This window comes from Sinomonas gamaensis (assembly GCF_005876955.1).
In the GTDB taxonomy this organism is placed as follows: Bacteria; Actinomycetota; Actinomycetes; order Actinomycetales; family Micrococcaceae; genus Sinomonas; species Sinomonas gamaensis.
On the sequence record NZ_SSCL01000002.1, the window covers coordinates 169,412 to 191,833 of the forward strand.

22 protein-coding genes and 2 tRNA genes are annotated in these 22,422 nt (G+C 67.6%); 4 read left to right on the forward strand and 20 right to left on the reverse strand.

Going from position 1 to position 22,422, the window contains the following annotated elements; genetic code table 11:
- Positions 1-9: 9 nt before the first annotated feature.
- From tatA to E5679_RS03355, 14 genes are all read right to left on the reverse strand, one after another.
- Entirely contained in the window at positions 10-294 is a 285-nt protein-coding gene (gene tatA / locus E5679_RS03290) for a Sec-independent protein translocase subunit TatA (protein ID WP_138413660.1), read from the reverse strand.
- A 27-nt stretch (positions 295-321) separates the two neighbouring features.
- Entirely contained in the window at positions 322-708 is a 387-nt protein-coding gene (locus tag E5679_RS03295; RefSeq protein ID WP_138413661.1) for a hypothetical protein, read from the reverse strand.
- 9 nt (positions 709-717) lie between these two features.
- Entirely contained in the window at positions 718-2,697 is a 1,980-nt protein-coding gene (locus E5679_RS03300; protein ID WP_138413662.1) for a helix-turn-helix transcriptional regulator, read from the reverse strand.
- 83 nt (positions 2,698-2,780) lie between these two features.
- Positions 2,781-3,176, reverse strand: coding sequence for an FKBP-type peptidyl-prolyl cis-trans isomerase (locus E5679_RS03305; protein WP_138413663.1), 396 nt, complete (start codon positions 3,174-3,176; stop codon positions 2,781-2,783).
- Positions 3,177-3,219: 43 nt separating this feature from the next.
- Positions 3,220-4,155, reverse strand: a complete 936-nt coding sequence (locus E5679_RS03310; RefSeq protein ID WP_138413664.1) for an FKBP-type peptidyl-prolyl cis-trans isomerase — start codon at positions 4,153-4,155, stop codon at positions 3,220-3,222.
- Between the two features lie 102 nt (positions 4,156-4,257).
- Positions 4,258-5,634, reverse strand: coding sequence for a Pup--protein ligase (gene pafA, locus E5679_RS03315; protein ID WP_138413665.1), 1,377 nt, complete (start codon positions 5,632-5,634; stop codon positions 4,258-4,260).
- A gap of 15 nt (positions 5,635-5,649) precedes the next feature.
- Entirely contained in the window at positions 5,650-6,348 is a 699-nt protein-coding gene (gene prcA / locus E5679_RS03320) for a proteasome subunit alpha (protein ID WP_138413666.1), read from the reverse strand.
- A 1-nt stretch (position 6,349) separates the two neighbouring features.
- Complete coding sequence (gene prcB / locus E5679_RS03325) at positions 6,350-7,159, reverse strand: proteasome subunit beta (protein WP_138413667.1); 810 nt, start codon at positions 7,157-7,159, stop codon at positions 6,350-6,352.
- 7 nt (positions 7,160-7,166) lie between these two features.
- Positions 7,167-7,370: a ubiquitin-like protein Pup gene (locus E5679_RS03330; RefSeq protein WP_138413668.1), complete on the reverse strand. Its 204-nt coding sequence runs from the start codon at positions 7,368-7,370 to the stop codon at positions 7,167-7,169.
- 99 nt (positions 7,371-7,469) lie between these two features.
- Entirely contained in the window at positions 7,470-9,119 is a 1,650-nt protein-coding gene (dop, locus tag E5679_RS03335) for a depupylase/deamidase Dop (RefSeq protein WP_138413669.1), read from the reverse strand.
- Between the two features lie 24 nt (positions 9,120-9,143).
- On the reverse strand, positions 9,144-10,895 hold the full coding sequence (arc, locus tag E5679_RS03340) for a proteasome ATPase (protein ID WP_138413670.1): 1,752 nt from the start codon (positions 10,893-10,895) through the stop codon (positions 9,144-9,146).
- A gap of 184 nt (positions 10,896-11,079) precedes the next feature.
- Positions 11,080-12,096, reverse strand: a complete 1,017-nt coding sequence (locus E5679_RS03345; RefSeq protein WP_138413671.1) for a tRNA (adenine-N1)-methyltransferase — start codon at positions 12,094-12,096, stop codon at positions 11,080-11,082.
- Between the two features lie 45 nt (positions 12,097-12,141).
- On the reverse strand, positions 12,142-13,320 hold the full coding sequence (locus E5679_RS03350; protein WP_138413672.1) for a site-2 protease family protein: 1,179 nt from the start codon (positions 13,318-13,320) through the stop codon (positions 12,142-12,144).
- Positions 13,317-14,036: an HAD family hydrolase gene (locus E5679_RS03355; protein ID WP_138413673.1), complete on the reverse strand. Its 720-nt coding sequence runs from the start codon at positions 14,034-14,036 to the stop codon at positions 13,317-13,319. The genes E5679_RS03350 and E5679_RS03355 overlap by 4 nt, the downstream gene beginning before the upstream one ends.
- A gap of 108 nt (positions 14,037-14,144) precedes the next feature.
- Here E5679_RS03355 and E5679_RS03360 point away from each other — a divergent pair, with 108 nt between their 5' ends.
- Positions 14,145-15,044, forward strand: a complete 900-nt coding sequence (locus E5679_RS03360) for a PAC2 family protein (protein WP_138413674.1) — start codon at positions 14,145-14,147, stop codon at positions 15,042-15,044.
- A gap of 20 nt (positions 15,045-15,064) precedes the next feature.
- Here the strand turns inward: E5679_RS03360 and mshC are convergent, their stop codons facing one another.
- Positions 15,065-16,339, reverse strand: a complete 1,275-nt coding sequence (gene mshC / locus E5679_RS03365; RefSeq protein WP_138413675.1) for a cysteine--1-D-myo-inosityl 2-amino-2-deoxy-alpha-D-glucopyranoside ligase — start codon at positions 16,337-16,339, stop codon at positions 15,065-15,067.
- Between the two features lie 43 nt (positions 16,340-16,382).
- Positions 16,383-16,598 (reverse strand): hypothetical protein, encoded by a 216-nt coding sequence (locus tag E5679_RS03370; RefSeq protein ID WP_138413676.1) that lies wholly within the window; start codon positions 16,596-16,598, stop codon positions 16,383-16,385.
- 110 nt (positions 16,599-16,708) lie between these two features.
- Here E5679_RS03370 and E5679_RS03375 point away from each other — a divergent pair, with 110 nt between their 5' ends.
- The gene (locus tag E5679_RS03375) at positions 16,709-16,939 is read left to right on the forward strand and encodes a DUF5703 family protein (RefSeq protein WP_138413677.1); all 231 of its coding nucleotides are present in this window, start codon (positions 16,709-16,711) and stop codon (positions 16,937-16,939) included.
- A gap of 7 nt (positions 16,940-16,946) precedes the next feature.
- On the opposite strand, the gene E5679_RS03380 is transcribed toward E5679_RS03375, so the two are convergent.
- Positions 16,947-18,101, reverse strand: a complete 1,155-nt coding sequence (locus tag E5679_RS03380) for an acyl-CoA dehydrogenase family protein (RefSeq protein WP_138413930.1) — start codon at positions 18,099-18,101, stop codon at positions 16,947-16,949.
- A gap of 53 nt (positions 18,102-18,154) precedes the next feature.
- Entirely contained in the window at positions 18,155-19,477 is a 1,323-nt protein-coding gene (locus E5679_RS03385; RefSeq protein WP_138413678.1) for a M20/M25/M40 family metallo-hydrolase, read from the reverse strand.
- Positions 19,478-19,642: 165 nt separating this feature from the next.
- On the opposite strand from E5679_RS03385, the gene E5679_RS03390 reads away from it, so the two are divergent.
- Together E5679_RS03390 and E5679_RS03395 are read left to right on the forward strand one after the other, a co-directional pair.
- Positions 19,643-19,726, forward strand: a tRNA-Leu gene (locus E5679_RS03390).
- Positions 19,727-19,899: 173 nt separating this feature from the next.
- Positions 19,900-19,983, forward strand: a tRNA-Leu gene (locus E5679_RS03395).
- A 137-nt stretch (positions 19,984-20,120) separates the two neighbouring features.
- Here the strand turns inward: E5679_RS03395 and E5679_RS03400 are convergent.
- Positions 20,121-21,044, reverse strand: a complete 924-nt coding sequence (locus tag E5679_RS03400) for a MaoC/PaaZ C-terminal domain-containing protein (protein WP_138413679.1) — start codon at positions 21,042-21,044, stop codon at positions 20,121-20,123.
- Positions 21,041-22,420: a 3-oxoacyl-ACP reductase gene (locus E5679_RS03405; RefSeq protein ID WP_138413680.1), complete on the reverse strand. Its 1,380-nt coding sequence runs from the start codon at positions 22,418-22,420 to the stop codon at positions 21,041-21,043. Before E5679_RS03405 ends, E5679_RS03400 begins: the two co-directional genes overlap by 4 nt.
- Positions 22,421-22,422: the final 2 nt, after the last annotated feature.

The following is a 22,422-nucleotide window of genomic DNA, read 5'->3' on the forward strand; positions in this document are numbered from 1 at the left end:
TGGCCACGCTCAGGCGCGCTGGGACGGGCCGGCGGCCCCGCCGTCGCCCTCGTCAGCGGTCTTGGGGGGAATGACCTTCCCCTCGACCGGCGCCTCACCCGTGTTCGAGGTGGGAGCGGACGAGGACGACTGCTGGCCACCCTCGTTCTTCATCTCCTTCACCTCGGAACGCAGGATCCGCATGGATTGGCCGAGGCTCCGAGCCATCGACGGGAGCTTGGGCGCCGCGAACAGCAGCAGCGCAACAACGATGATGATGACGATAGGCCAAGGGCTATCGAAGAGTCGTCCCACAAGAAGTCCTTTCCTTCTTTGACAAGTCTAGATGAGTCCAACGTCACTGAGGGACTGTGGTTGGCCACGACGGGCGCGCCTTTCGACGCGACGCAGCCGTCGCGCGTTCCGCCGTTCGGCCTTGCCCTCGGCATACGCCCGCGCGACGGCCTCTGGATCGGCAAAGACGGCCTCTGCCGCCGTCGGAATCCCCCCAGCATGAGGCGAGAGGCCGACGTCGGAATTCACGCCGCCGTCGTCCGTCTCCCCCTGGGCGCCCCACCGTGCACCGGAGCCGATCCCTGCAAGGACCTCCCCCGCGTCCTGCACGAGGGCCATTCCCCTGCGGAAGAGCCAATATCCGGCGATGCCCGCCGAGGCGAGGCTGCTCAGAAGCAGCACCGCCCAGAGCAGTACCCAGAACCACCACGTCACCAAAAGAGCCTATCGGCTTGACGCGACGTTCAAGGCGCGGCCCAGCCATTCTCGGCAGGCCGCCACGGCATCAGCGGGTGCTTCGAGCGCTACAGAGCCGCCGAACTGGGCAAGGAATCTCGGCAGCCATTCGAGGCTGGCCACGCGCATGCGGACCCTGCGGCTGCCGTCCTCGAGGTCGACGCCATCCTCGGCCGCGTACTCGTGCTCGACCCAGAGCGCTTCCGGGGCGAGCCTGAGGACTGCCTCGACGCGCCCATCGGGCAGGGGGCCCTCCGCAGGGAGACTGACGTCAGCGGGAATGGCATGCGGGTCGGCCGGCTCGAGTCGAAGGATCCGATCGACGCGGAAGACCCGGAGCCCCTCCACACGGTGACAGAAAGCGTCCACATACCACCGGTCGCCGTCGGAGCGCACCGCGAGGGGATTGATCAGCCGCTCTGACCGCTCGTCTTTCGTGGGATTGAGGTATTCCAAGCGGAGCGTGCCGCCTTGCAAGATCGTCTCCCGCAGCAGGGGAAGCAGTTCCGCATTGCGCTGGGGTTCGGCCTTGACGTCGATTTGGGGCATGGAGCGCGCCCCCTGCGCCGTTGCAGCTCCGACCTTCGCAGCGAGGGCCCGGAGCGCGGGGGCTTCCTCAGGGGAGGCCATTGGTTCGAGCGTCTGCAGGCCCAGCTGGAGGGAAAGGGCCTCCTCGATGCTGAGGCGGCGCGGCCGGGCCAGTTCGGGTGCGTTCGCGAGGCTGACCATGCCATCGTGGACGTGGACCTCAATGAAGTCCTGCCACCCGCCGAGATCCGTGGGCCCCGAGTATTCGAGCACCGCAAGTTCCTGGAGAAGTGCTCGCGGGGTGATGCCGTAGCGGGCTGCGACGTCCTCGACGGGGACAGGACCACGCATGAGGAAGGGAACGAGATCGATGAGGCGGCTCAGCCTCTCATCCAGAGGCGTCGTCTTGCGAGCGGGCACCGCGGGGGCAACGGGCGCCCCCGGAGTGCCGAGAACCTCGAGTGCCCCTTCGAGCCGGCGGACGACGGCGGCGGCGAGTTCGGCGGGCCGCTCGACGACGACTGCATCGCCGAAGCCGGCGAGATAGTCGGCTGCAACGGTGAGATCCTGGAACGCGTAGTCCCCGGCTTCCCAGCCGTCGGGCGCTCCCCCGCCCTCCGGTCCCTCGCCCTCGAGGGGCGTCCATCCCCTCGTCCTCAGCTCGAGGGCGCGCCCTTCGGCGACCCGAAGCCGGGCCGTCTGGGTGGGAAGGTCGGCGAGGCGCTCGAGCTGCTCATGCACCGCGCCGGACGGCGGATCGTCGAAGGAGTTGTCCCTGCCCACCGTGATCGGGCCGCGGAGACGCGAGAGCCGGAAGACCCGAGGCGCGCCCCGCATCGTGTCGAATCCCACGAGGTACCACTGCCCGTACCGCTGCCCGAGGCCCCACGGCTGCACGGTCCGCTCTTCCTCTCGCCCAGTGCTCGTGGCGTAGTAGTGGAACGAGACGTCGGCTCGGCGCGACGCGGCGTCAGCGAGCGTTGCATAGCGCGGGTCGTCGATCCGCAGGCGCGGTTGGACGAGCGACGGCGGGGAATCCGGCAGAGCACCGGCGGCCTCCAGCCGCCTCAGCGCCGCTCGCGCAGGCGCCCCGGCCAAGGCGCCCTGGCAGGCGAAGCCGGCAAGGGCCAGGAGTGATTGCTCCTGAGGGGTGAACTCGAGCTCGGGCAGGCGAAATTGGCGGGGATCAATCCGATACAGGGAGGTAGGCGCCGCGCTGTCCGCGCGCTCGTACCCCTGCCGCTCGGTGATCTCGGCTCCCAATGCCCGAAGATCCGCCTTGTCGCGCTCGAACTGCCGCTCGACGGCCTCCCGTTCCCTCTCCGCTCCCGGAGCCCAGTCATAGACGTCGCGCAGAAGGCGCTCGCGCGACACTCCGAGCTCCGTGTGCAGGAGCGCGATGAGCAGGTTCAGCAGACGTCCGGTTTTCTTGGGGGGCACATGTGCAGGCTACCCGGAACGCAGGCTGGCCGCGGACGGCATGCCGTCCGCGGCCAGCGATAGGCGCGATGAGCTGTTGGACGTCAGCGGACGCCCACGAGATCCACGACGAAGATGAGGGACTCGTTGGGACCGATCGCCCCGCCGGCGCCCCGGGAGCCATATGCCAGGTCCGAGGGGATCTCGAGACGTCGGCGGCCGCCGAGCTTCATGCCGAGAAGGCCCTGATCCCAGCCCTGGATCACCTGGCCGACGCCCACACGGAAATCGAGCGGGGCGCCGCGGTTCCAGCTCGAATCGAACTCCTCGCCGCTGGACCAGGCCACGCCAACGTAGTGAGCCGAGACCGTGTCGCCTGGAGCAACCTCGCGGCCGTCGCCCTCGATGAGGTCGATGATCTTGAGCTCGGTGGGCACGGGGCCCTCGGGGAACTCGATCTCCGGCTTCTGCCGGTCGTACTGACGCTGTCCGAAGGACATGGCACTTCCTCTCAGTAGTGGCGTTGCGTGACGCCGTGGAGCGTTATTTGATGCCGAGGATGTCGACGACGAACACCAGATCACCCTTGGCCTGGCCCTGCTGCTGGTCGCCGTACGCCTGGGCTGCCGGGATGACCAGCAGGACCCGGGAGCCGACCGTCTTGCCCGTGAGCCCCTTGGTCCACCCCTCGATGACTTGGCCGAGGCTGAACGTTGCGGGAGTTCCGCGGTCATAGCTCGAATCGAACTTCGTCCCGTCGGAGAGGTTGACGCCGACGTAGTTCGCGACGATGGTGTCGCTCGCCTCGACGGCGGCGCCCTTGCCCTTGATGAGGTCCTGGGCGACGACGTCGGTGGGCTTCGCGACGCCCTTGACGTCGATCTGCGGCACGCCCTTGGAATCCTCGGTCACCTTGGGCAGACCGGCGGGAGGTGTGACGGTGTCCCCTTCAGGCTTGGACAGCGGTGCAGGAACGTCCTTCGCGTCCGTGATCTTGAGGATGAGGAGCGTCGTTGTGTTGTCTCCGCCCTGCTCGGCGTCGACCGGCGGAGTGGCGTACGCGAGGTAGGAACCTACCTTCGCGCCCAGAAGAGCGTTGTACAGCACGCTGTTCTGCTGCTGGAGGCCGCTATCCACCGGCACCTTCTGCGACTCGCCGCTCGCAAAGGTGTCGCCGAGCACGCTGCCGTCGGTTCCCTTGAGGGCGAGGACGCTCACCACGGCGTCCTGGCCCGCCTTGACCGCGGCGCCCGTCCCGTCTTGGACGGTCTTCACCGTGAGGCTGGACACCGTGAGCGGCTTGGCGAAGTCGACGGTCGGAGCCTTCGCCGCCGGAGTCACCTTGAGGGAGCTCAGGGCGTTGAGGTCACCTGCGTTCTGGCTCGTGGGCTGGCTGGACGAGGGGCTGGACGAGCTGCCAGACCCGCACCCTGCGAGAAGCAGGGCGAGGGGCAGCAAGAGCGCAAGGAGTCGGCGCACTGATCAACTTTCCTGTGAAGTCTGCACCACAACGGTGGCGGCGGTCAGGGCCCGGAGGCCTCTCCTAGCGTAGCGGCTCAGTCTGTGAAGAATATCTGTGGGTTACCCCGCGAAGGGTCTCAGCGTCTCCAGGAGTTCGTCGACGCGGGAGTCCTCATTCGAGAAGGGATCCTTGCAGAGGATGGTGTGGTGGGCCCGGTCGTTGAGCTTGAGGTGGACCCAGTCGACGGTGTAGTCGGCGCCTGCGGCTTGGGCGGCCTGGACGAACCGTCCGCGCAGCCGGGCGCGGGTGGACTGGGGCGGGGTCTCCATCGCGGACTGGATGGCAGTCTCGTCAACCAGCCGGGCCGCCTCACCCCGCTTCTGCAGCAGGAAGAAGAGGCCGCGGTCCGGGCTGATGTCGTGGTAGGTCAGATCTAGCTGTGCGACTCGTGCCGAGTCGAGATCCACATCATGCTTCGAGCAGTAGGTATCGATGAGCTTCTTCTTGATGGCCCAGTCGACTTCCCTGTCGATGAGGGACGTATCCCCGCTCTCCACGGCCGAGAGCGTGCGCTCCCACAGGTCCAGGATCCGAGGGACGTGCGGGGTGTGCGCACCGTATTGCTCGACGAACTGCCTGGCCTTCTCGAGGTAGACCCGCTGCATGTCGATGGCGGTCAGCTCGGTCCCGTTGGCAAGGCGGACGACGGCGCGTCCCGACAGATCGTGGGAGATCTCACGAATGCTCCGGATCGGGTTCTCCATGCGCAGATCCCGCATGATGACACCGGCCTCGATCATGCGGAGCACGAGATCCACGGTGCCGATCTTCATCATCGTCGTGGTCTCGGACATCGTCGAATCGCCGACGATCACATGGAGACGGCGGAAATGCTCGGCATCCGCGTGTGGTTCGTCGCGGGTGTTGATGATCGGGCGAGACCTCGTGGTCGCCGAGGACAGGCCCTCCCAGATGTGATCCGCACGCTGCGAGAACGCGTAGATCGGTCCATGCGGAGTCCGAAGGACCTTGCCCGCACCGCAGAGGAGCTGCCGCGTGACGAGGAACGGGATCAGGATCTCTGCCAGTCGCGAGAACTCCGTACGCCGCGGAATCAGGTAGTTCTCATGGCTGCCGTACGAGTTGCCTGCGGTATCCGTGTTGTTCTTGAAGAGGTAGACGTGGCCGTCGAAGCCCTCTTCCCGCAGCCGCTTCTGCGCCTCGTCGATCAGGTCGACGAGGATGCGCTCCCCCGCCCGGTCGTGGGCCACCAGCTGTGCCACGTCGTCGCATTCGGCCGTCGCGTACTCCGGATGCGACCCCACATCCAGATACAGGCGGGAGCCATTGCCGAGGAACACGTTCGAGGAGCGGCCCCAGCTCACCACCTTGCGGAACAGGTAGCGCGCGACTTCCTCAGGGGCAAGCGGCCTGCCCTGGGGGCTCGAGTAGGCGATCCCGAACTCGGTCTCGACGCCGAAGATGCGACGGTCCACGCGGCTCCTCTCGGACTAGATCGGCCCCGTCAGGAGCTCGTTGAGCTCGTCAAGGGTGATGCGGCGAAAAGCGCGGCGGACGCCACGCTCGGTCTCGGAGTTCCTGTCCAGGACTGCGACTTCAAGGGAGAGCTGGGTCTCAGTCCGATCCTCCCGCAGCGCTCGTGCGGCGAGCTGGATGGCCTCCCGGTACGAGGCCTCGGCGCTCCATCCGTCGATCACTGCCTCGGCGACACGCTCCGCCGCGCCGCCCATGACCACGAAGCGGCGTTCATCGGCGATGGAGCCGTCGAAGGTGAGGCGGAAGAGATGGTCCGAGCCGACGTCGTGCCCTACCTCCGCCACGGTGAGCTCGACCTCGAACGGCTTCTGCTCTGCGGTGAAAACCGCACCAAGGCTCTGGGCGTACACGCTCGCGAGGCCGCGCCCGGTCACATCCACCCGATCGTAGGAGTACCCCCGGACATCCGCGTAGCGCACCCCGGCCTGCCGGAGGCTCTCGAACTCGTTGTACTTGCCCACGGCGGCGAACGCGATCTTGTCGTAGATCTCGCCGATCTTGTGGAGCGACGGCGAGGGATTCTCGGCGACGAGGGCAATCCCCTCCCCACAGCTCAGAACGACGACGGACCGGCCGCGCGCGATGCCCTTGCGGGCGAAATCCGCTCGATCCTTCATCACCTGTTCGGGCGAGACGTAGAACGGCTGGGTCATATCAGGCCTCCCGCCCGGCGATGCTGCGCTGCTCGAAGATGTCGCCCGCGATCTCTGCGAGCTCGTGCTCGGGCGCGCGACGGTGACCCGACCGCGTGACGGAATAGACCACCGGCCAGAGCTGGCGGAGGGGGTCCGGTCCTCCGGTCGCCGTGTCGTCATCGGCTGCGTCGAACAGCGCCTCGACGGCAACGCGCACTGCCTGCGCCTCGGAGAGTCCGGGGCGCCAGAGCTTCTTGAGGGCTCCCCTTGCGAAGACGGATCCGGAGCCGACCGAGTGGTGTTCGGGCTCCTCGTAGCGGCCGCCGGTCACGTCATAGGAAAAGATGCGTCCCACGCCTTCGTCGAGATCGAAGCCCGCGAACAGCGGCACGACCGCAAGCCCCTGGAGCGCAAGACCGAGGTTCGAGCGGATCATGGCCCCCAGCCTCGTTGCCTTGCCTTCAAGGCTGAGGAGCGTGCCCTCGATCTTCTCGTAGTGCTCGAGCTCCACCTGGAACAGCCGAACGATGTCGATGGCGAGGCCGGCCGTGCCAGCGATGCCCAGCACGGCGTAGCGGTCGGCCGGGAAGACCTTCTCGATATGCCGGCTCGCGATCATATTCCCCATCGTGGCGCGGCGGTCGCCGGCCATGACGACGCCGCCGGCGAACGACATCGCGACGACGGTCGTGCCGTGCGGCGCGAGATGTGACGCGTCGGTGGGAAGAACCCTATTGGAGGGCAGCAGCTCTGGACGGACGGCGGCTAGGTGCTCGGTGAAGGACGATGTCGACTGGGCGGCGACACGTTCTGCGAGGAAGTCGTTCATCCTGGGCCTACTGGCCGCCCTTCTGGACGAAGCCGCGGACGAACTCCTCGGCGTTGCTCTCCAGCACGCCGTCGATCTCGTCAAGCAGGTCGTCCACGCCCTCGGTTGCCTCGGAGGCCTGAGGCGCAGCCGGCGCGGGCGCTGGCGTACCCGGATCGACGTCCTCGATCTCGTCGCGTGACTGGCTGCTCTTCTGCTCCTGACCGGCCATGACTGCCTGCCTCCTTGCATCGAACCCGTCGCCTCTGCGGCGGATGGAACCTATACTGTCACTCTTTCATGCTGTGGTTGAGCCTTGGCCTGCCGCGGCTCACGTGTGGCGCTCGCCGAGAAGCGCATCCAAGAAGGCTTGGATGTCCTGGTTCTGCTCGAAGAGCGACTCGGTGAGCTCCTTCGTTCCCCTCAGCGGCTCGCGGGTTGGGACGCGCTGAAGCCGATAGCTGCCTGGCGGGGAGAAGACCACCGAATCCCAGCTCGCACTGGCCACATTCGCAGGGAAGCGCTGGATGCTCTTGCCCCGGAACCAGGCCCTGGTATCCGGCGGCGGGTCGATCGCGGCACGCGCAATCGCGCCGTCGTCCACAAGCCGTTCCAGCGTTCCCTTCGCGAGGAGGCGGTAGGCCAGCCCTCGCTCGGGCCGCACGTCGGACCATTGGATGTCGATGAGACCGAGACGGGCATCGCCCCACGCGAGGCCGTCCCGCGACTTGTACGCTTCGAGCACCCGGCGCTTGGCCGCCCACTCGACGTAGCCCGCTGCCGTCCCCGGGTCGGCGGCCAAGTCTGTGAGGGCTCTCTCCCACAGGCGCAGCACGGCAGCAGTGTGCCCATCGCCCCCATGTTCGGCGGCAACACCGGCATCCGCTGCGAGCTTCGACGCGGCCTCGAAGTAGATCCACTGGATCTCAAGCGCCGTGAGCCGCCGCCCATCGAGGAGGCGGACCGTCTCGCGGAGGTCGACATCATGGCTGATCCGATGCATCGCGGCGACCGGCTCGTGGACCTCGATCTCCGGCACCGCCCCGGCCTCGATGAGACTCAGGACGAGGGCCGTGGTCCCGAACTTGAGGTAGTTCGCGACGTGGCTGCAGTTCGCGTCGCCCACGATGACGTGGAGGCGACGATACTTGTCCGCCACCGAATGTGGTTCGTCGCGGGTATTGATGATGGGCCGCCGCATGGTGGTCTCAAGGCCTACCTCGGCCTCGAAGAAGTCCGCCCGCTGGCTGATCTGGTAGCCCGGCGTGCGCCCGTCCTGTCCGAGGCCCACACGGCCGGCACCGCAGACTATCTGCCGGGTGACGAAGAACGGCGTGAGACCGCGGACCAGATCCGCGAACGGGACGGACCGGGGCACGAGGTAGTTCTCGTGGGAGCCGTAGGAAGCACCCTTGCCGTCCGTGTTGTTCTTGTAGAGGTTGATCGGCCCGCGCTCCTGATCACCGGACAGGGCCCGCACCGCCGTGAGCACGACGGCGTCACCGGCCGAATCCCAGAGGACGGCGTCTCGGGGATTCGTGACTTCAGGACTCGAATATTCAGGATGGGCGTGATCCACATAGAGCCGTGCGCCGTTCCCCAGCACGAGGTTCATGAGCGCCGGCTCCTGATCGCCGTCCAGCTCAAGCTCGGCTGGACCGTGAGCGAGCGCCACGCCCTCCGCGGTGAGCACCGGCTCCAGGTCGGTCAGGAGGTCAGGGTGGGCCTGATTCCGGCGGACAGACCAGCCCCGAGCGTCGCGGAGCGGCGTTTCGTCCGTGTAGTCCCAGCCAGCGCCCGGGGACGCGTGGAGCCGCTCCCGGGTGAGCCTCGCGTAGGCGGCGATCACTTGGGACGAGAGGTAGGTCGCGTTTGCTCCCGGCGCGGCCGGGGCATGGATCCCATACTCGGTTTCCGACCCCATGACGCGCAGTGCGCCGCCTGGAGGGAGCCCCTCCTGACTCTGCTCAGTGCTCGACATGTCACTTCCCCTCGCGGGCTCGTGTCACAGGTACTGGCCCGTGCTCTGCGCCGTCTCGATCGTGCGGCCGGGCTCGCTGCCGCCCTTGCCCTGGACGATCGTGCGGATGTAGGTGATCCGTTCGCCCTTCTTGCCAGAAATACGCGCCCAATCGTCCGGGTTGGTCGTGTTGGGCATGTCCTCGTGCTCCCGGAATTCGTCCGAAACAGCCCTGAGGAGATGGTCCACGCGGATGCCCTTCGCCCCTGTGGTCAGAAGGTCCTTGATCGCTGCCTTCTTGGCCCGATCCACCACGTTCTGGATGACCGCGCCGGAGTTGAAGTCCTTGAAATAGAGGATTTCGGTATCACCGTTCGCGTACGTCACCTCAAGGTACTCGTTGACCTTGTCGGTCGAGTACATGGCCTCGACCGTCCGCTGGATCATCATGTTCACGGTAGCCTCACGGTCGCCGCCGTGCTCGGCCAGATCCGCCGGATGGATCGGAAGGTCCGCAGTGAGGTACTTCGAGAAGATGTCTGCCGCGGCCTCGGCATCGGGCCTGTGGATCTTGATCTTCACGTCGAGCCGGCCCGGTCTCAGGATCGCGGGGTCGATCATGTCCTCGCGGTTCGATGCGCCGATGACGATGACGTTGTCGAGTCGCTCGACCCCATCGATTTCGCTCAGCAGCTGCGGGACGATCGTGGTCTCCACGTCTGAGGACACTCCGGTGCCACGCGTGCGGAAGAGCGAGTCCATCTCGTCGAAGAACACGACGACGGGGCTTCCGTCCGACGCCTTCTCCCGTGCGCGCGCGAAGATGAGGCGGATATGGCGCTCGGTCTCTCCGACGTACTTGTCGAGAAGCTCCGGGCCCTTGATGTTGAGGAAGTAGCTCTTGATGTCCTGCCCGCCGGCCCGCTCCATGGCACGGGCCGCAAGCGAGTTCGCGACAGCCTTCGCGATGAGGGTCTTGCCGCAGCCTGGAGGGCCGTACAGCAGGATTCCCTTGGGGGCCTTGAGCCCGTGCTCCCGGTACAGGCCTGGGTGCAGGAACGGCAGTTCCACGGCATCGCGGATCTGCTCGATCTGGGAGGCGAGGCCACCGATGTCGTCATAGCTGATGTCCGGGACTTCTTCCAGGACCAGGTTCTCGACTTCGGAGCGCGGCACCTTCTCGAGCGCGGTCTGCGTCCTGTTGTCCACGGAAACGGCGTCGCCGACGCGCAGCTGCTCGAGCAGCAGCGGTCCCGAGAGTCGGACCACGCGCTCCTCGTCGCCGCGGCCGATGACCAGAACGCGGTCCGCGCCGAGCAGCTCCTTGATGGTGACGAGCTCCCCCGAACGCTCATAGCCCAGGCCGGCTACGACCTCGAAGGCCTCATTGAGCAGGACCTCCTGCCCGACGCTCAGTTCTGAGATGGAGATGAGCGGGCTCAGGCCAACCCGGATCTTCCGTCCGGAGGTGACCACGTCCACGCTCTCGTCCGTCACTGCGGCGGCAGCTCCGCCGGCCTGGCGGCGGCGGTTCAGCTGGACCACGGTTCCGTAGCTGTACGGCGGCTGCCCTTCGTGCTCGAGCGCTGACTTGAGACGGACGATTTCCGTCTTGGCGGTCTGCAGCATCTCGGCCATGCGCGTGTTGTTGGACGTGGCTGCCGACAGCTGCCGATCGACCGCGCGGAGCTTGTCCCGCAGGACGTTGACCTGACGCTCGAGAACAATCAGCTGTTCAGCGTGAGCTCGTGCGGTGGCTTCTTCGCGACCAGAGTTGGTCCCCTCGCGATCTTCCATCACCCTCACACCCTCTCGTGGCTCGGAACATTCCGATATCTCGACACTAGCCGCACTCCGGCCCGCGCAAACGCCTTTGAGCAACAGAGAAGCTAAGCGTTACCTTCACGCAATCTTTAGGGGAGGGAACGGGGAGAGGTTGCGAATCTGGTGCGGCAGGGCCGTCTCATCAGAGGCCGAGGGGTCAGGCGTCGTCGGACCTGCCGGCGCGCGCGTCCCGGGCCGCCCTGCGCAGCTTCCGGTCCGAGACGGGGCGCTCGCCCACGGACTCGGGAGTCCAGGCGTTGAGATCCTCCTGGCTGAACTCCGCCTTCGCCCGCTTCTTTCGCAGGAGCGGGGTCACGCCGTCGGCGAGCCTTCGGGTGACCAGCAAGAAGCCCGTGTGGCCCACCATCCGGTGCTCTGGACGCACCGCGAGCCCCTCGAGGTGCCATCCGCGGACCATCGATTCCCACGCATCGGGCTCCGTGAACCGCCCATCGGCCCGGATCGCCTCGGCCGTGCGGGAGAGCTGGGTTGCCGTGGCAACGTAATTGATCCATACTCCCCCGGGCGCCAGGACGGTCGCGACGGCATCGAGGCACTCCCACGGTGCGAGCATGTCCAGCACGACTCGATCGACGCTGCCGGGCTCTTCTGCCCTGACGACCTCGTCTTGGAAGTCACCGAGGGACACGTGCCACGCCGGATGGGGTCCGCCGAAGATCGTCTCCACGTTGCCGCGCGCGATCTCGGCGAACTCCTGGCGGCGTTCGAAGGAGTGGAGGTAGCCGGCGTCGCCCACCGCGCGCAGCAGTGAGATCGAGAGCGCTCCGGAACCCACGCCCGCCTCGACGACGCGGGCACCCGGGAAGATGTCGGCCATCGTGACAATCTGGCCCGCGTCCTTCGGGTAGACCACGGCTGCCCCGCGCGGCATCGACAGGACGAAGTCCGAGAGGAGCGGCCGCAGGGCTTGGTACTGGTGGCCGGCGGTGTTCGTCACCACCGAGCCGTCCGGCTGGCCGATGATCACATCGTGGTTGAGGAAACCCTTGTGCGTGTGGAACGCACCGCCCTCCTCGAGGGTGATCGTGTTCATCCGGCCGCGCTCATCCGTGAGCTGGACGCGCTCGCCAACCCGGAACGGTCCGCGGCGATTCGCCGCACCGGCGGGCTCAGGCAGGAGGGTCGACGACGGCTGGGTGCTGCTTTCGGTCATGGGTTCCTTCTCGACAATGGTGGAGTGTCTTGGGGTGGCTGCGGTTTAGCGCACTGGCCGGCCGGATATCGCCGCCACGACGGCGCGCTGGCTCAGGAGTCCGACGACGCGGCCCGCGGCGTCTACGACGGCGTACTCAGTGCCTTGCAGTTGGGCGAGGTACTGGACGAGTTCCTGCCCGCCGGCCGTGTCGGGAACGTAGGCTCCGGGAGCGAGGGCGTAGCCGACCGCGGTGACGGGGGTCACTCCCCGCGCTTCGTGGGGAACGCGGGCAATTGCGGCGGGATCGACCACGCCTTGCGGCTTGCCATCGGGCGCGCAGAGGACGACGACGGTCCCCTGGCCCGCGCCTGCCTGCACCGCCTGCTCCACCGACGCGAAGTTGGGCACGCCGACCGCCGGGACCGCCAGACGACCGGCGACGATGCCCGGGAGGCGGCTCCGAAATCCCGCGTTGCGGATGGAAGCGGAAGCGCCCTGCCAGAGGAATCCAGCGACGAGCAGCATGACCAGCGTGAATGAGAGGTCCGGTCCGTTGCCGCGGAGCCAGGGAAGCGCGAGGCCGAAGAAGAGGATCGCCACCACGATGGCACGGCCCGCCCAGCCCGCGGCGATGGTCCCCTTCTCCTGCGAGCCCGTGGCCTTCCACACGGCGCTTTCGACGAGCCGGCCGCCGTCGAGCGGAAGCCCGGGCAGGACGTTGAACAGGCCGATGAGGAAGTTCGCCCACAGGAAGATATTGGTCAGGATGTCCGCCACCCCGGTGAGCTCAACCGCGGTCACGAGCACCCAGGCCAGCCCTGCCAGGACGAGATTTGCTGCCGGCCCGGCAAGGGCGACGACGACCGACCGCCCAGGGGACACGGTGAAGCTCTCGAACTGCGTGTGGCCGCCCCACAGGTTCAGGACGATCTTCTGGCTCGGCCAGCCGAAGGCCCGGGCGCTGAGTGCATGGGCAAGTTCGTGGACCAGGACGGAAAGGAGGAGAAGGACCGCGTACGCGAAGGCCACGAGATACGCGCCCGTGCCGAGCTGCGGTTGACGAGCCTGGAGCGTCGGCCCGTAGACGACCACCGTGAAGCCCGCGATGAGGAACCACGAGTACGCAAGGTAGATGGGTACTCCCGCTATCCTGCCGAGCCGGATTCCGTCGCGGGAACGCCCTTCAGCAGCGTGACTGTGGCCGTCCGTCTCGGGGCCGGGCCGCTCGTCGGCCGGACTCACGCGCGGCCCTGCCGGGCGAGGCCGGAGGATGCGGCGAGCACGTCCACGACGTCGTCCATGGTGCGGCCAGCGAGGGTCTCCCAGTGCTCGGCTCCGAGATGCACCGGGATCGCCAGAGCGTTCGGGACCACGATGGTGGCTAGGCCAGCCGCTTCGGCCGCGGTGGCCCCCGGCTCGGAGTCCTCGATGGCCACGCATTCGGACGGGGCGAGTCCCGGGAGCCGGGCGCCGAGGAGGGCAAGGCCCTTGAGGTAGGGATCCGGATGCGGCTTGCCGCGGCGCACGGCGTCACCGGTGACGACGGCGCTGAAGGTCCCCTCGGGGAGGTGTCCGAGAATCCGCTCCACCATGGGCCGCTCGGACATCGTCACGAGTGCGCACTCAACCTTCGCATCCCTGAGAGCGGCCAGAAGCTCTCGCGCCCCCGGGCGCCACGGCACGGCCTTTCCCAGCTGCTCGATCACCTGCCCGGTGAGCGTGTCGATGATCTCGCGCTTGTCGAGCGCCACCCCTGCCTCCTGAAGGATGCCAGCTGACGTCGGCAGCGCCTGGCCCACCAATCGCATGGCCTGCTCGTGGCTCCAGGTCCCGCCGAAAGACTCGACGAGTTCGCGCTCGGCGACGATCCAGTAGGGCTCGGTATCCACAAGCGTGCCGTCCATATCCCAGAGGACGGCACGCAGCGATGCTGGCTCGGATTCGACGGGAAGGCGCATATGGACCAGTCTACGGTGACTGCCTCCGCTGTCCTCCCTGCGCGAAACTCGCACGGGCCTTCCCTTGCAGACCCTGCGATCGGGGCTGCTTGGTCATAGTCTGGAGCGATGAACGAGTTCGACGCCGACGCCCCGGCCCCCCACCCCGGCCTCTTCCCGACGCCTGCCGAGGGCGAGAGGGTCACCGTGATGCTCGCGGCGTTCGAGGGCTGGAACGACGCCGGCGAAGCGGCGAGCGAGGCGATTCGAGCCATCAAGCGGCAGTTCGGCGCGCAGAAGGTAGGAGCCATCGACGCCGACGACTATTACGACTTCCAGTTCACCCGACCGACGGTGCGGCGGTCGGGTTCGGGGCGACGGCGGATCCGTTGGCCATCGACTCGGGTGTCCATCGCGCGCCCGGAGGGCTATCCCGTTAACCTCGTCTTCGTCCAAGGCACGGAGCCTTCCTATCGCTGGCGGGGATTCACCGAGGAGCTCATGGAGTATGTCGAGGATCTCGACGTGGACTACCTCGTGGTGGTGGGAGCGCTGCTCGCCGACGTGCCCCACAGCAGGCCCATCCCGGTGACTGCCACGAGCGAGTCGGAAGACGTGCGGGACCGGCTGGACCTCGAGGCCTCCCAGTACGAAGGCCCCACAGGCATCGTGGGAGTGTTCGCCGACGCCGCGGATCACCACGGCATCCCGACGGTTTCCCTATGGGCAGCCGTTCCCCACTATGTGGCGCAGGCCCCGTCTCCGAAGGCGCAGCTCGCGCTCATGCACCGCATCGAAGAGCTCATCCAGGTTCCGCTGGACACGAACGAGCTCGCGGAGGACGCCGAGGCCTGGGAGCGCGGCGTCAACGAGCTGGCCACCGAGGACCCCGAGATCGCGGCCTACATCCAGCAGCTTGAAGAGGCGAAGGACACCGCGGATCTCCCCGAGGCGACCGGAGAATCGATTGCCCGGGAGTTCGAGCGCTACCTCAAGCGCCGCGGCAAAGACGGCGGCGCGACCAGCTAGAGCTAGAGGCGGACCAAGCGCTAAAGGCGGACGCCGAGGAGGGCGTCGACGGCGGCGGCGACGAGATCGCCGTCGGCCGCTTCCTCTTCGACTCCCGCCAGCGCGTCATCGGCCCACTTGTCCACGGCGGCCAGCGCCCGGGGGGCGTCGAGATCGTCCGCAAGAGCCCCACGGATCTCCGCGAGGAGAAGCTCGGCAGAGCCCTTCGCGGCGCGCGGGAGGGCCTCCCGCCACCGGGCCAGCCGCGCTTTCGCGACCTCGAAGAGCTCCGTCGTCCACTCCCAATCCGACCGATAGTGGTTGGCGAGAATGGCAAGCCGGATCGCTTCCGGGGCTTCCCCAGCCGCGCGCAGCTTCGAGACGAGGACAAGGTTTCCGAGCGACTTGCTCATCTTCTGGCCCTCGAGGCCAACCATGCCGGTGTGGGCGAAATGGCGCGCGAGCGGAACGTGGTGGAGTGACCACGCGTGCCCGGCGCCCATCTCGTGGTGCGGGAACGCAAGGTCAGATCCGCCCCCCTGGACGGTGAAGGGCTGGGGTAGGAAACGCTGGGCGATGACCGTGCATTCGATATGCCAGCCCGGCCGACCCCGCCCCAGCGTCCCGCCGTCCCAATGCGGCTCGCCCAGACGCGCCTCCCGCCAGAGAATGGGGTCCAGCGGGCTGTGCTTGCCCGGCCGATCGGGGTCTCCCCCACGCTCGCCGAAGACCTCGATCATTTCGGCGACGGTGAGGTGGGAGACCTGACCGAGGCGCCAGGCGTCCGCGGAATCGGCACGCCGAGTCGCCTCGGTGACGTCGTAGTAGATGTCGCCGTCCGGCTCGCCCTCGGCACCCGCGAGCTGGTAGGCAAGGCCTTCCTCGACCAGCCGTTCGACTTCGGGGATGATCCACGGGATCGACTCGACGGCGCCGACGTAGTGGTCCGGGGCAAGGACGTTCAGTGCCTCCATGTCGGTCTGGAAGAGACCGATCTGCTGCTTTGCGAGGGTCCGCCAGTCCACACCCGTGGCGTCCGCGCGCTCAAGCAGCGGATCGTCGACGTCGGTGGTGTTCTGAACGTAGGAGACCGTGCTGCCGGCGTCGCGCCAGAGGCGATTGAGCAGGTCGAAGGAGACATAAGTCGCGGCGTGGCCGAGGTGCGTGGCGTCGTAAGGGGTGATGCCGCAGACGTACATCGACTGCTCCGGCGCCACCGGGATCTCCGCCATCTCGTTCCGCGCCGAGTCCCACAGCCGAATCGGACCGCTCTGGCCGGGGAGGGACGGAACCGGAGCCTGACGCCAAGTCTTCACCCCACAAGCCTAGTGCCCGCGCCGCGCGAGCCTGCAACTCTCCTCAGCTGTCGTCGTCGCTGTCTAGCAGGTCGATCGGGAGGTCCTCGCCGTACGCGTCGTAAAGCGCATCCGCGTACGCCTCGAAGGCGTCGGCGACGGCGAAGTACGCAGCTTCAACGGCCGGGTCGTCGTCTCCGCGCCGGGATGCCGCGGCCACGAGGTGCTCCTCCAATGCCGCCGTCAGCGAACCGAGGGCAACGCGCGGGTCGATCGTCATGGCCCCACGGTAATCTGAATGCCGTGGACTGCCTAGACAGTCCGCAGAAGCTAGACACTCCGTAGAAGCCGGAAGCAACAGAAGCTGCTCCGCAGAGGAAGCGAGGGCCAATGAAGGAACGGATCCTCAGCTCGGGGCCGGCCAGCAGCGCCGCGGCCGGGAAGTACGAGTACCTTGTGCTCTCCGTGAATCCCGGAGAATCGATCGCCGAGGCGCGGCAGCGCGTGCGTGAGCACTCCGAGTACGGCAAGTGGGAACTCGAGCGCAGTCGGCTTTACATGGGCGGCGGCCGCCGGTACTGGCTGCGCCGCAAAGTCATGGTGGTCGAGCGGACGGCGTAGCGGAAGTTCAGCCTTCGAGGGGGCCGAGGAGAGCGTTCGCCACCGTTGCGTGGGCCGATTCGGGGTCCGAGGGGTGATAGAGCCCGGCGAGGACGTCCCGGTACAGGCGTTGGAGCTCGCTTGAGCGGAAGTAACCCCCGCCGCCGCCCACACGCAATGAAATATCGACGACCGAGCGCGCCGCCTCGGTCGCACGGTGCTTGAGGCCGCTGAGGGCCGGGAACCACGCGGCGCCGCGATCCACGAGGCGATCGACGTCGTGAGCCACCCGCTCAAGCTGCGGGAGCACGCCGTCGACCGTCATGGCCGCCTCGGCCACCTGCCAGCGGATATCCGGGTCCTGCGAATACGGCCTTCCCCCATTCCGCAGCGACTTCCTCCGATGGGCCGCCTCGACGGCCAGCTCGAGCGCACGTTCGGCGATGCCCGTGTAGACCGCGGCCAGCAGCGTCTCGAAGACCGCGAAGATCCCGAAGATCAGCAGATCGGGGTTGGGGCCGACCGGAAGGGAGCGCACGATCCTGTCCGCCGGCGCAAAGGCTCCGTCGAGGATGGTGGTGCAGGACTGGCTCGCCCGCATTCCGAGCGTGTCCCAGTCGTCGAGGTGCCGCCACCCGGGTTCGTCCCGCCGGATGAATCCGTAGACGAGCCGCGGCTCCTCCCCACTGGTGTCCTTGCCGAACGTTCCCATCCGCGTCCAGACCGGGGCGAGGCTCGTGAAGACCTTCGTCCCGGAATACCGGTAGCCGCCGCCCTCCTGGGGTTGGGCCGCCGTCACCGAATCGAAGAGCACCGAATCGTTTCCGGCCTCGGAGATTCCGAAGGAGAAGACTTCCCCCGCGGCGGCCTCCTCGAGCACGAAGTCCAGGCTCGCATCTCCTCGGGCTTGGACGACCCGGGCAACGCCGGTCCACACGAGGTGCATGTTCACCCCGAGCGCCGTGGCGGGCGCCGCTGCGGCAAGGCGCCGCTGGAGGCGGACGACGTCGGCCAGGCTGGCTCCCAGCCCTCCCAAGGCTTGGGGCACGAATGCCTTGAGGTACTTGGCCTCGACGAGCTCGTCGAAATCCTCGCGGAAGAACTCGTTGCGCTCGTCGTAGCCCGGCGCGCGGGAGCGGATGCGCTCTACGAGGCTGTCCCGCAGGACGGACTCGGGTTCGATAGGCACGAGCTCCTCCTCATCGATGGTCACAAGCCTTATGGAAGGTCAGGAGCCTAATAGGAGGTCAGGAGCCGGCGGAGGACCCGGGCCCCGAACTGGAGGGAATCTGCGGGGACGCGTTCGTCCACCCCGTGGAACATCCCGGCGAAGTCGAGATCCGCAGGCAGCCGAAGGGGCGCGAAGCCGTACCCCGTGATCCCGAGCCGGCTGAGGGACTTGTTGTCGGTTCCGCCGGAGAGCGTGTACGGGAGGACGTGGGCCTCCGGGTCCTCCTCACCGAGGGCGCCGACCATGGCATCGACGAGGGCGCCTTCGAACGGCGTCTCAAGCGAGACGTCATGATGCACGTAGGCGAAGTCGATGCCCTCCCCAGCGAGCTCCCTGATCTTCTCCATGACCAGTTCGTCCTGGCCCGGGAGGGTCCGCACGTCGATCCGCGCCTCCGCGCTGCCGGGAATGACGTTGTCCTTGTAGCCGGCCCTCAGGACCGTGGGATTCGACGTGTTCTGCAGTGTCGCGCCGACGAAGCGGGCGAAGGTTCCGAGTTCCTTGAGGAGGATCTCCGGATTGTCCTGGTCGAACTCGATCCCTGTCAGCTCGGTGACACCGTCGAGAAAGCGCCGTGTGGTGTCCGTGAGCTCGATCGGCCATTTGTGGTCGCCGATGCGGCCAACGGCTCGGGCGAGACGCGTCACGGCGTTGTCCAAGTTGGTCTGCGAGCCGTGGCCAGCCCGACCGCCCGCTGTGAGCTTGAGCCATGAGAGGCCCTTCTCGGCAGTTTGGAGCATGTAGGTCCGGCGTCCGCCGATCTCCGCGGAAAACCCGCCGACCTCGCTGATCGCCTCCTTCGCGCCCTCAAACAGCTCAGGCCGGTTGTCGACGGCCCAGCGGGCGCCGTAGGTGCCGCCCGCCTCTTCGTCGGCGAACATTGCGATGACCAGATCGCGCTTCGGCCTGGTCCCCGTACGCTGCATGTCGCGCACGACGGAGAGGACCATGGCATCCATGTCCTTCATGTCCACCGCTCCGCGGCCCCAGATGAGGCCGTCCTTGAGCTCGGCGGCGAAGGGGTCAACGCTCCAGTCGTCCTTCTGGGCCGGAACCACATCGAGGTGGCCGTGGACCACGAGGGCACTTGCGCTCGGGTCGGTTCCCTCGAGCCGTGCGACCACAGAGGCGCGGCCCGGAGCGGACTCGAAGATCTCGGCTTCGAGTCCAACCTCCTCAAGCAGCTCCGCGGTGTACTCGGCTGCCGCTCGCTCCCCAGGGCCCGACGCGTCACCGAAATTGCTCGTGTCGTACCGAATGAGGTTCTGGCAGATCTCGACTACTTCGTCCTCGGCGCGAAGAGTGCTCTCGGCTGGGCGGTCGGACATGCAAGTTCCTCCTCGGCAGACACAGTCGGTGAGGCCAGCCTAGCCCTCACCCGGACACGGCGCGGCGGGCGTCCCCGATTTCTTCCTATGCCCCGCATCGTGTACAGTCTTATTCGCTGCCCGGGAGGGAAACGCATGATGCGAGATCTTCCGGTGCCCACTTCTGCGCGGGTGGCGGAATGGCAGACGCGCTAGCTTGAGGTGCTAGTGCCCGTTTAGGGCGTGGGGGTTCAAGTCCCCCTCCGCGCACAATCTGAACGCCCCGGTCTTGAGACCGGGGCGTTTCTTTTTTGCCTCGGCGGAGGGGCTGAAATGGCACGCCCCGCAGGTGCGGACGTGACCATCTGGAGCCAGAAATGGTGTAGAGTATTTTCTCGTTGCCCCGGGGAACACCGCAGCATTGCGGGCTCCGGCGACCATCTGCGCGGGTGGCGGAATGGCAGACGCGCTAGCTTGAGGTGCTAGTGCCCGTTTAGGGCGTGGGGGTTCAAGTCCCCCTCCGCGCACGGATGTGATGAGACATTGACACCCCCGGTCTTCGGACCGGGGGTGTTCTGTTTTTGGACTAGACCGCGCACCTCCGCGGGGCACCCGCACCTCCGTGCCGGGCCCGGCGCGGAGGTGCGGGGAAGAGCGACTCCAGCTAGAGGCGCTCCACGCGGCCCACGAAATGCCGCCGTCCCGACGAGGCGCCCCATCCGACGAAGTCAGAGCGCTCCCAGGCACCCTCGGAGTCCCCCGAGTCGGTGATGTTGACGCAGACGCGTGCGGGAAGGAAGACGGGAGCCTCGAACTTCACCTCCCAGACGAACGCGTCGCCCTTCTGTGGACCCACCTCGGCCAGCGCACGGGACGCGGTATACATCCCGTGAGCGATCGACCGCCGCATGCCGAGTGCTCGGGCCGAGATCGAACTGAGGTGGATGGGGTTGACGTCGCCGGACACCGCCGCGTACTCCCGGCCGGTCTCTGAGCTGAGGCGCCAGAGTGCCGTCGGCAACGGCGGGCGGAACTCCTCCCGCGCCCCATTCACTCCCGGCCTGTCGAGTCCGGGGAGGTACACCCCCTTGGCGAGGTAAGTCGACACGCCGCGCCAGGCGACGTCGTCGTTCCCCGCATGCCGCACTTCGACGACAAGGTCGACTCGGGTACCCGCCCGATGCCCAGCGAGCCCCTCGGCCCAGGCCGTCACTTCGAGCAGGTCGGTGTAGAAGACGGGAAGCCGGTATTCCACCCGGTTCTCGAGGTGGACCATCCCGAGAAGTGGAAGCGGAAAGTCCTCCCGTCCCATGACGGACATTGCGGCGGGGAAGGCGAGCGTGTGAACGTATCCCGCCGGGGCAATGTCTCGCTTGGTCTCGCCCAGGAGCGACTGGTACTCAGTCATCTTCCCGAGGTCCGGACGCACGCCCGCTACGCGATGCCGCGCCGCGGGCAGCACCCCCCGGGCCGTACCCTTCTTGACGAGCTTCCTCGCCGCGTCGCGCGCCGCGGCCACATACAGCCGCGAGAGCGAGGGCATCTCTGCAAGCTCAAGCGTCTCGATGCCCCTCGCCGGCGCGCTCATTGGCCTACCATGTTCTGTCCGCACACGCGCAGCACGCCGCCCGAGATCCCACCGGCGGCGTCCGATGCCAGGAACGCGATGGCCTCGGCAACGTCCTGCGGCTGGCCGCCCTGCTGCAGGGAGTTGAGCCGACGCGCGATCTCCCGGGTCGCGAACGGAATCTTCGCGGTCATCTCCGTCTCGATGAAGCCGGGGGCGACGGCGTTGGCCGTGCCGCCGCGCGAGGCGAGCCGTGCCGCCGTCGACCGCACCATGCCGATCACGCCCGCTTTGGAGGCGGCGTAGTTGGTCTGCCCGCGGTTTCCCGCGATGCCGCTCGTTGAGGCCACCGAGATGATCCGTGCGCCCTCACCGAACCGATCTGACGCGAGCAGTGCCTCGTTGATCTGCAGCTGGGCGGCGATGTTGACGGCGATGACCGAGTCCCAGCGTGCCGCGTCCATGTTTGCCAGCAGCTTGTCGCGGGTGATGCCCGCGTTGTGCACGACGATGTCCAGGCCCCCATGGCGGCTCAGAGCGTGTGTGAGGATGCGTTCGCCGGCGTCGGGCTTCGTGATGTCGAGCTGCAGCGCCGTGCCATGGATGTCGTTGGCCACCCGGGCGAGCGATTCTCCGGCGGCAGGGACATCGACGACGACGACGCGCGCCCCGTCGCGGGCGAGCGTCCGCGCAATGGAGCTGCCGATGCCTCGGGCGGCACCCGTGACGACAGCAACCTTGCCCTCCAGTGGCCGCTCTGCATCGGCCGGCAGCGAGCCGCCGGCGGTTCCTACGGTCAGGAACTGGCCGTCCACGAAAGCGGAGCGGCCCGAGAGCAGGAACCGCAGCGCGCCGAGGACGCTCGGCGCGTCAGCCGAAACGCCTTCTGCCAGGAGGACGCCGTTGCCCGTGGCACCCGCCCGAAGCTCCTTGGCGAGTGAGCGGAGGAGGCCGTCGACTCCCTGCCGGGCGGCGGCCACTGCGGGCTCGTCCTGAACGGAAGCGCGTCGGGAAACGGTCACGACGCGCGCGCAGGGGGCGAGCGACCGAAGCGCCTTGCCCGCGGCCAAGACCGGCCCGGCCAGATCCCGTGGGTGCTGCACGCCGTCGAGCATCAGGACGATCGCCCCGAGTCGACGGGGTCCGGAACCATTGGCCTCGGTGCGAGACGACTGAGCGAAGGCCTCGGCGTCGCGGCGAACCTCCACACCCCACCCCTCGAGCGCTGAGACGAGCTGCTCGGTGGATGCCCCCTCGCCGATGACAAGGGCGGGACCGGGAAGCAGGGGCGCCGCGGGGTCGTGTCGACGCAGCGGCACCGGCTGCGGCAACCCGAGGCGCTTGGCGACGTCGCGGCCCCAGCCGCGGCTGACCAGAGCTGTGTACGTATCCGTCACGG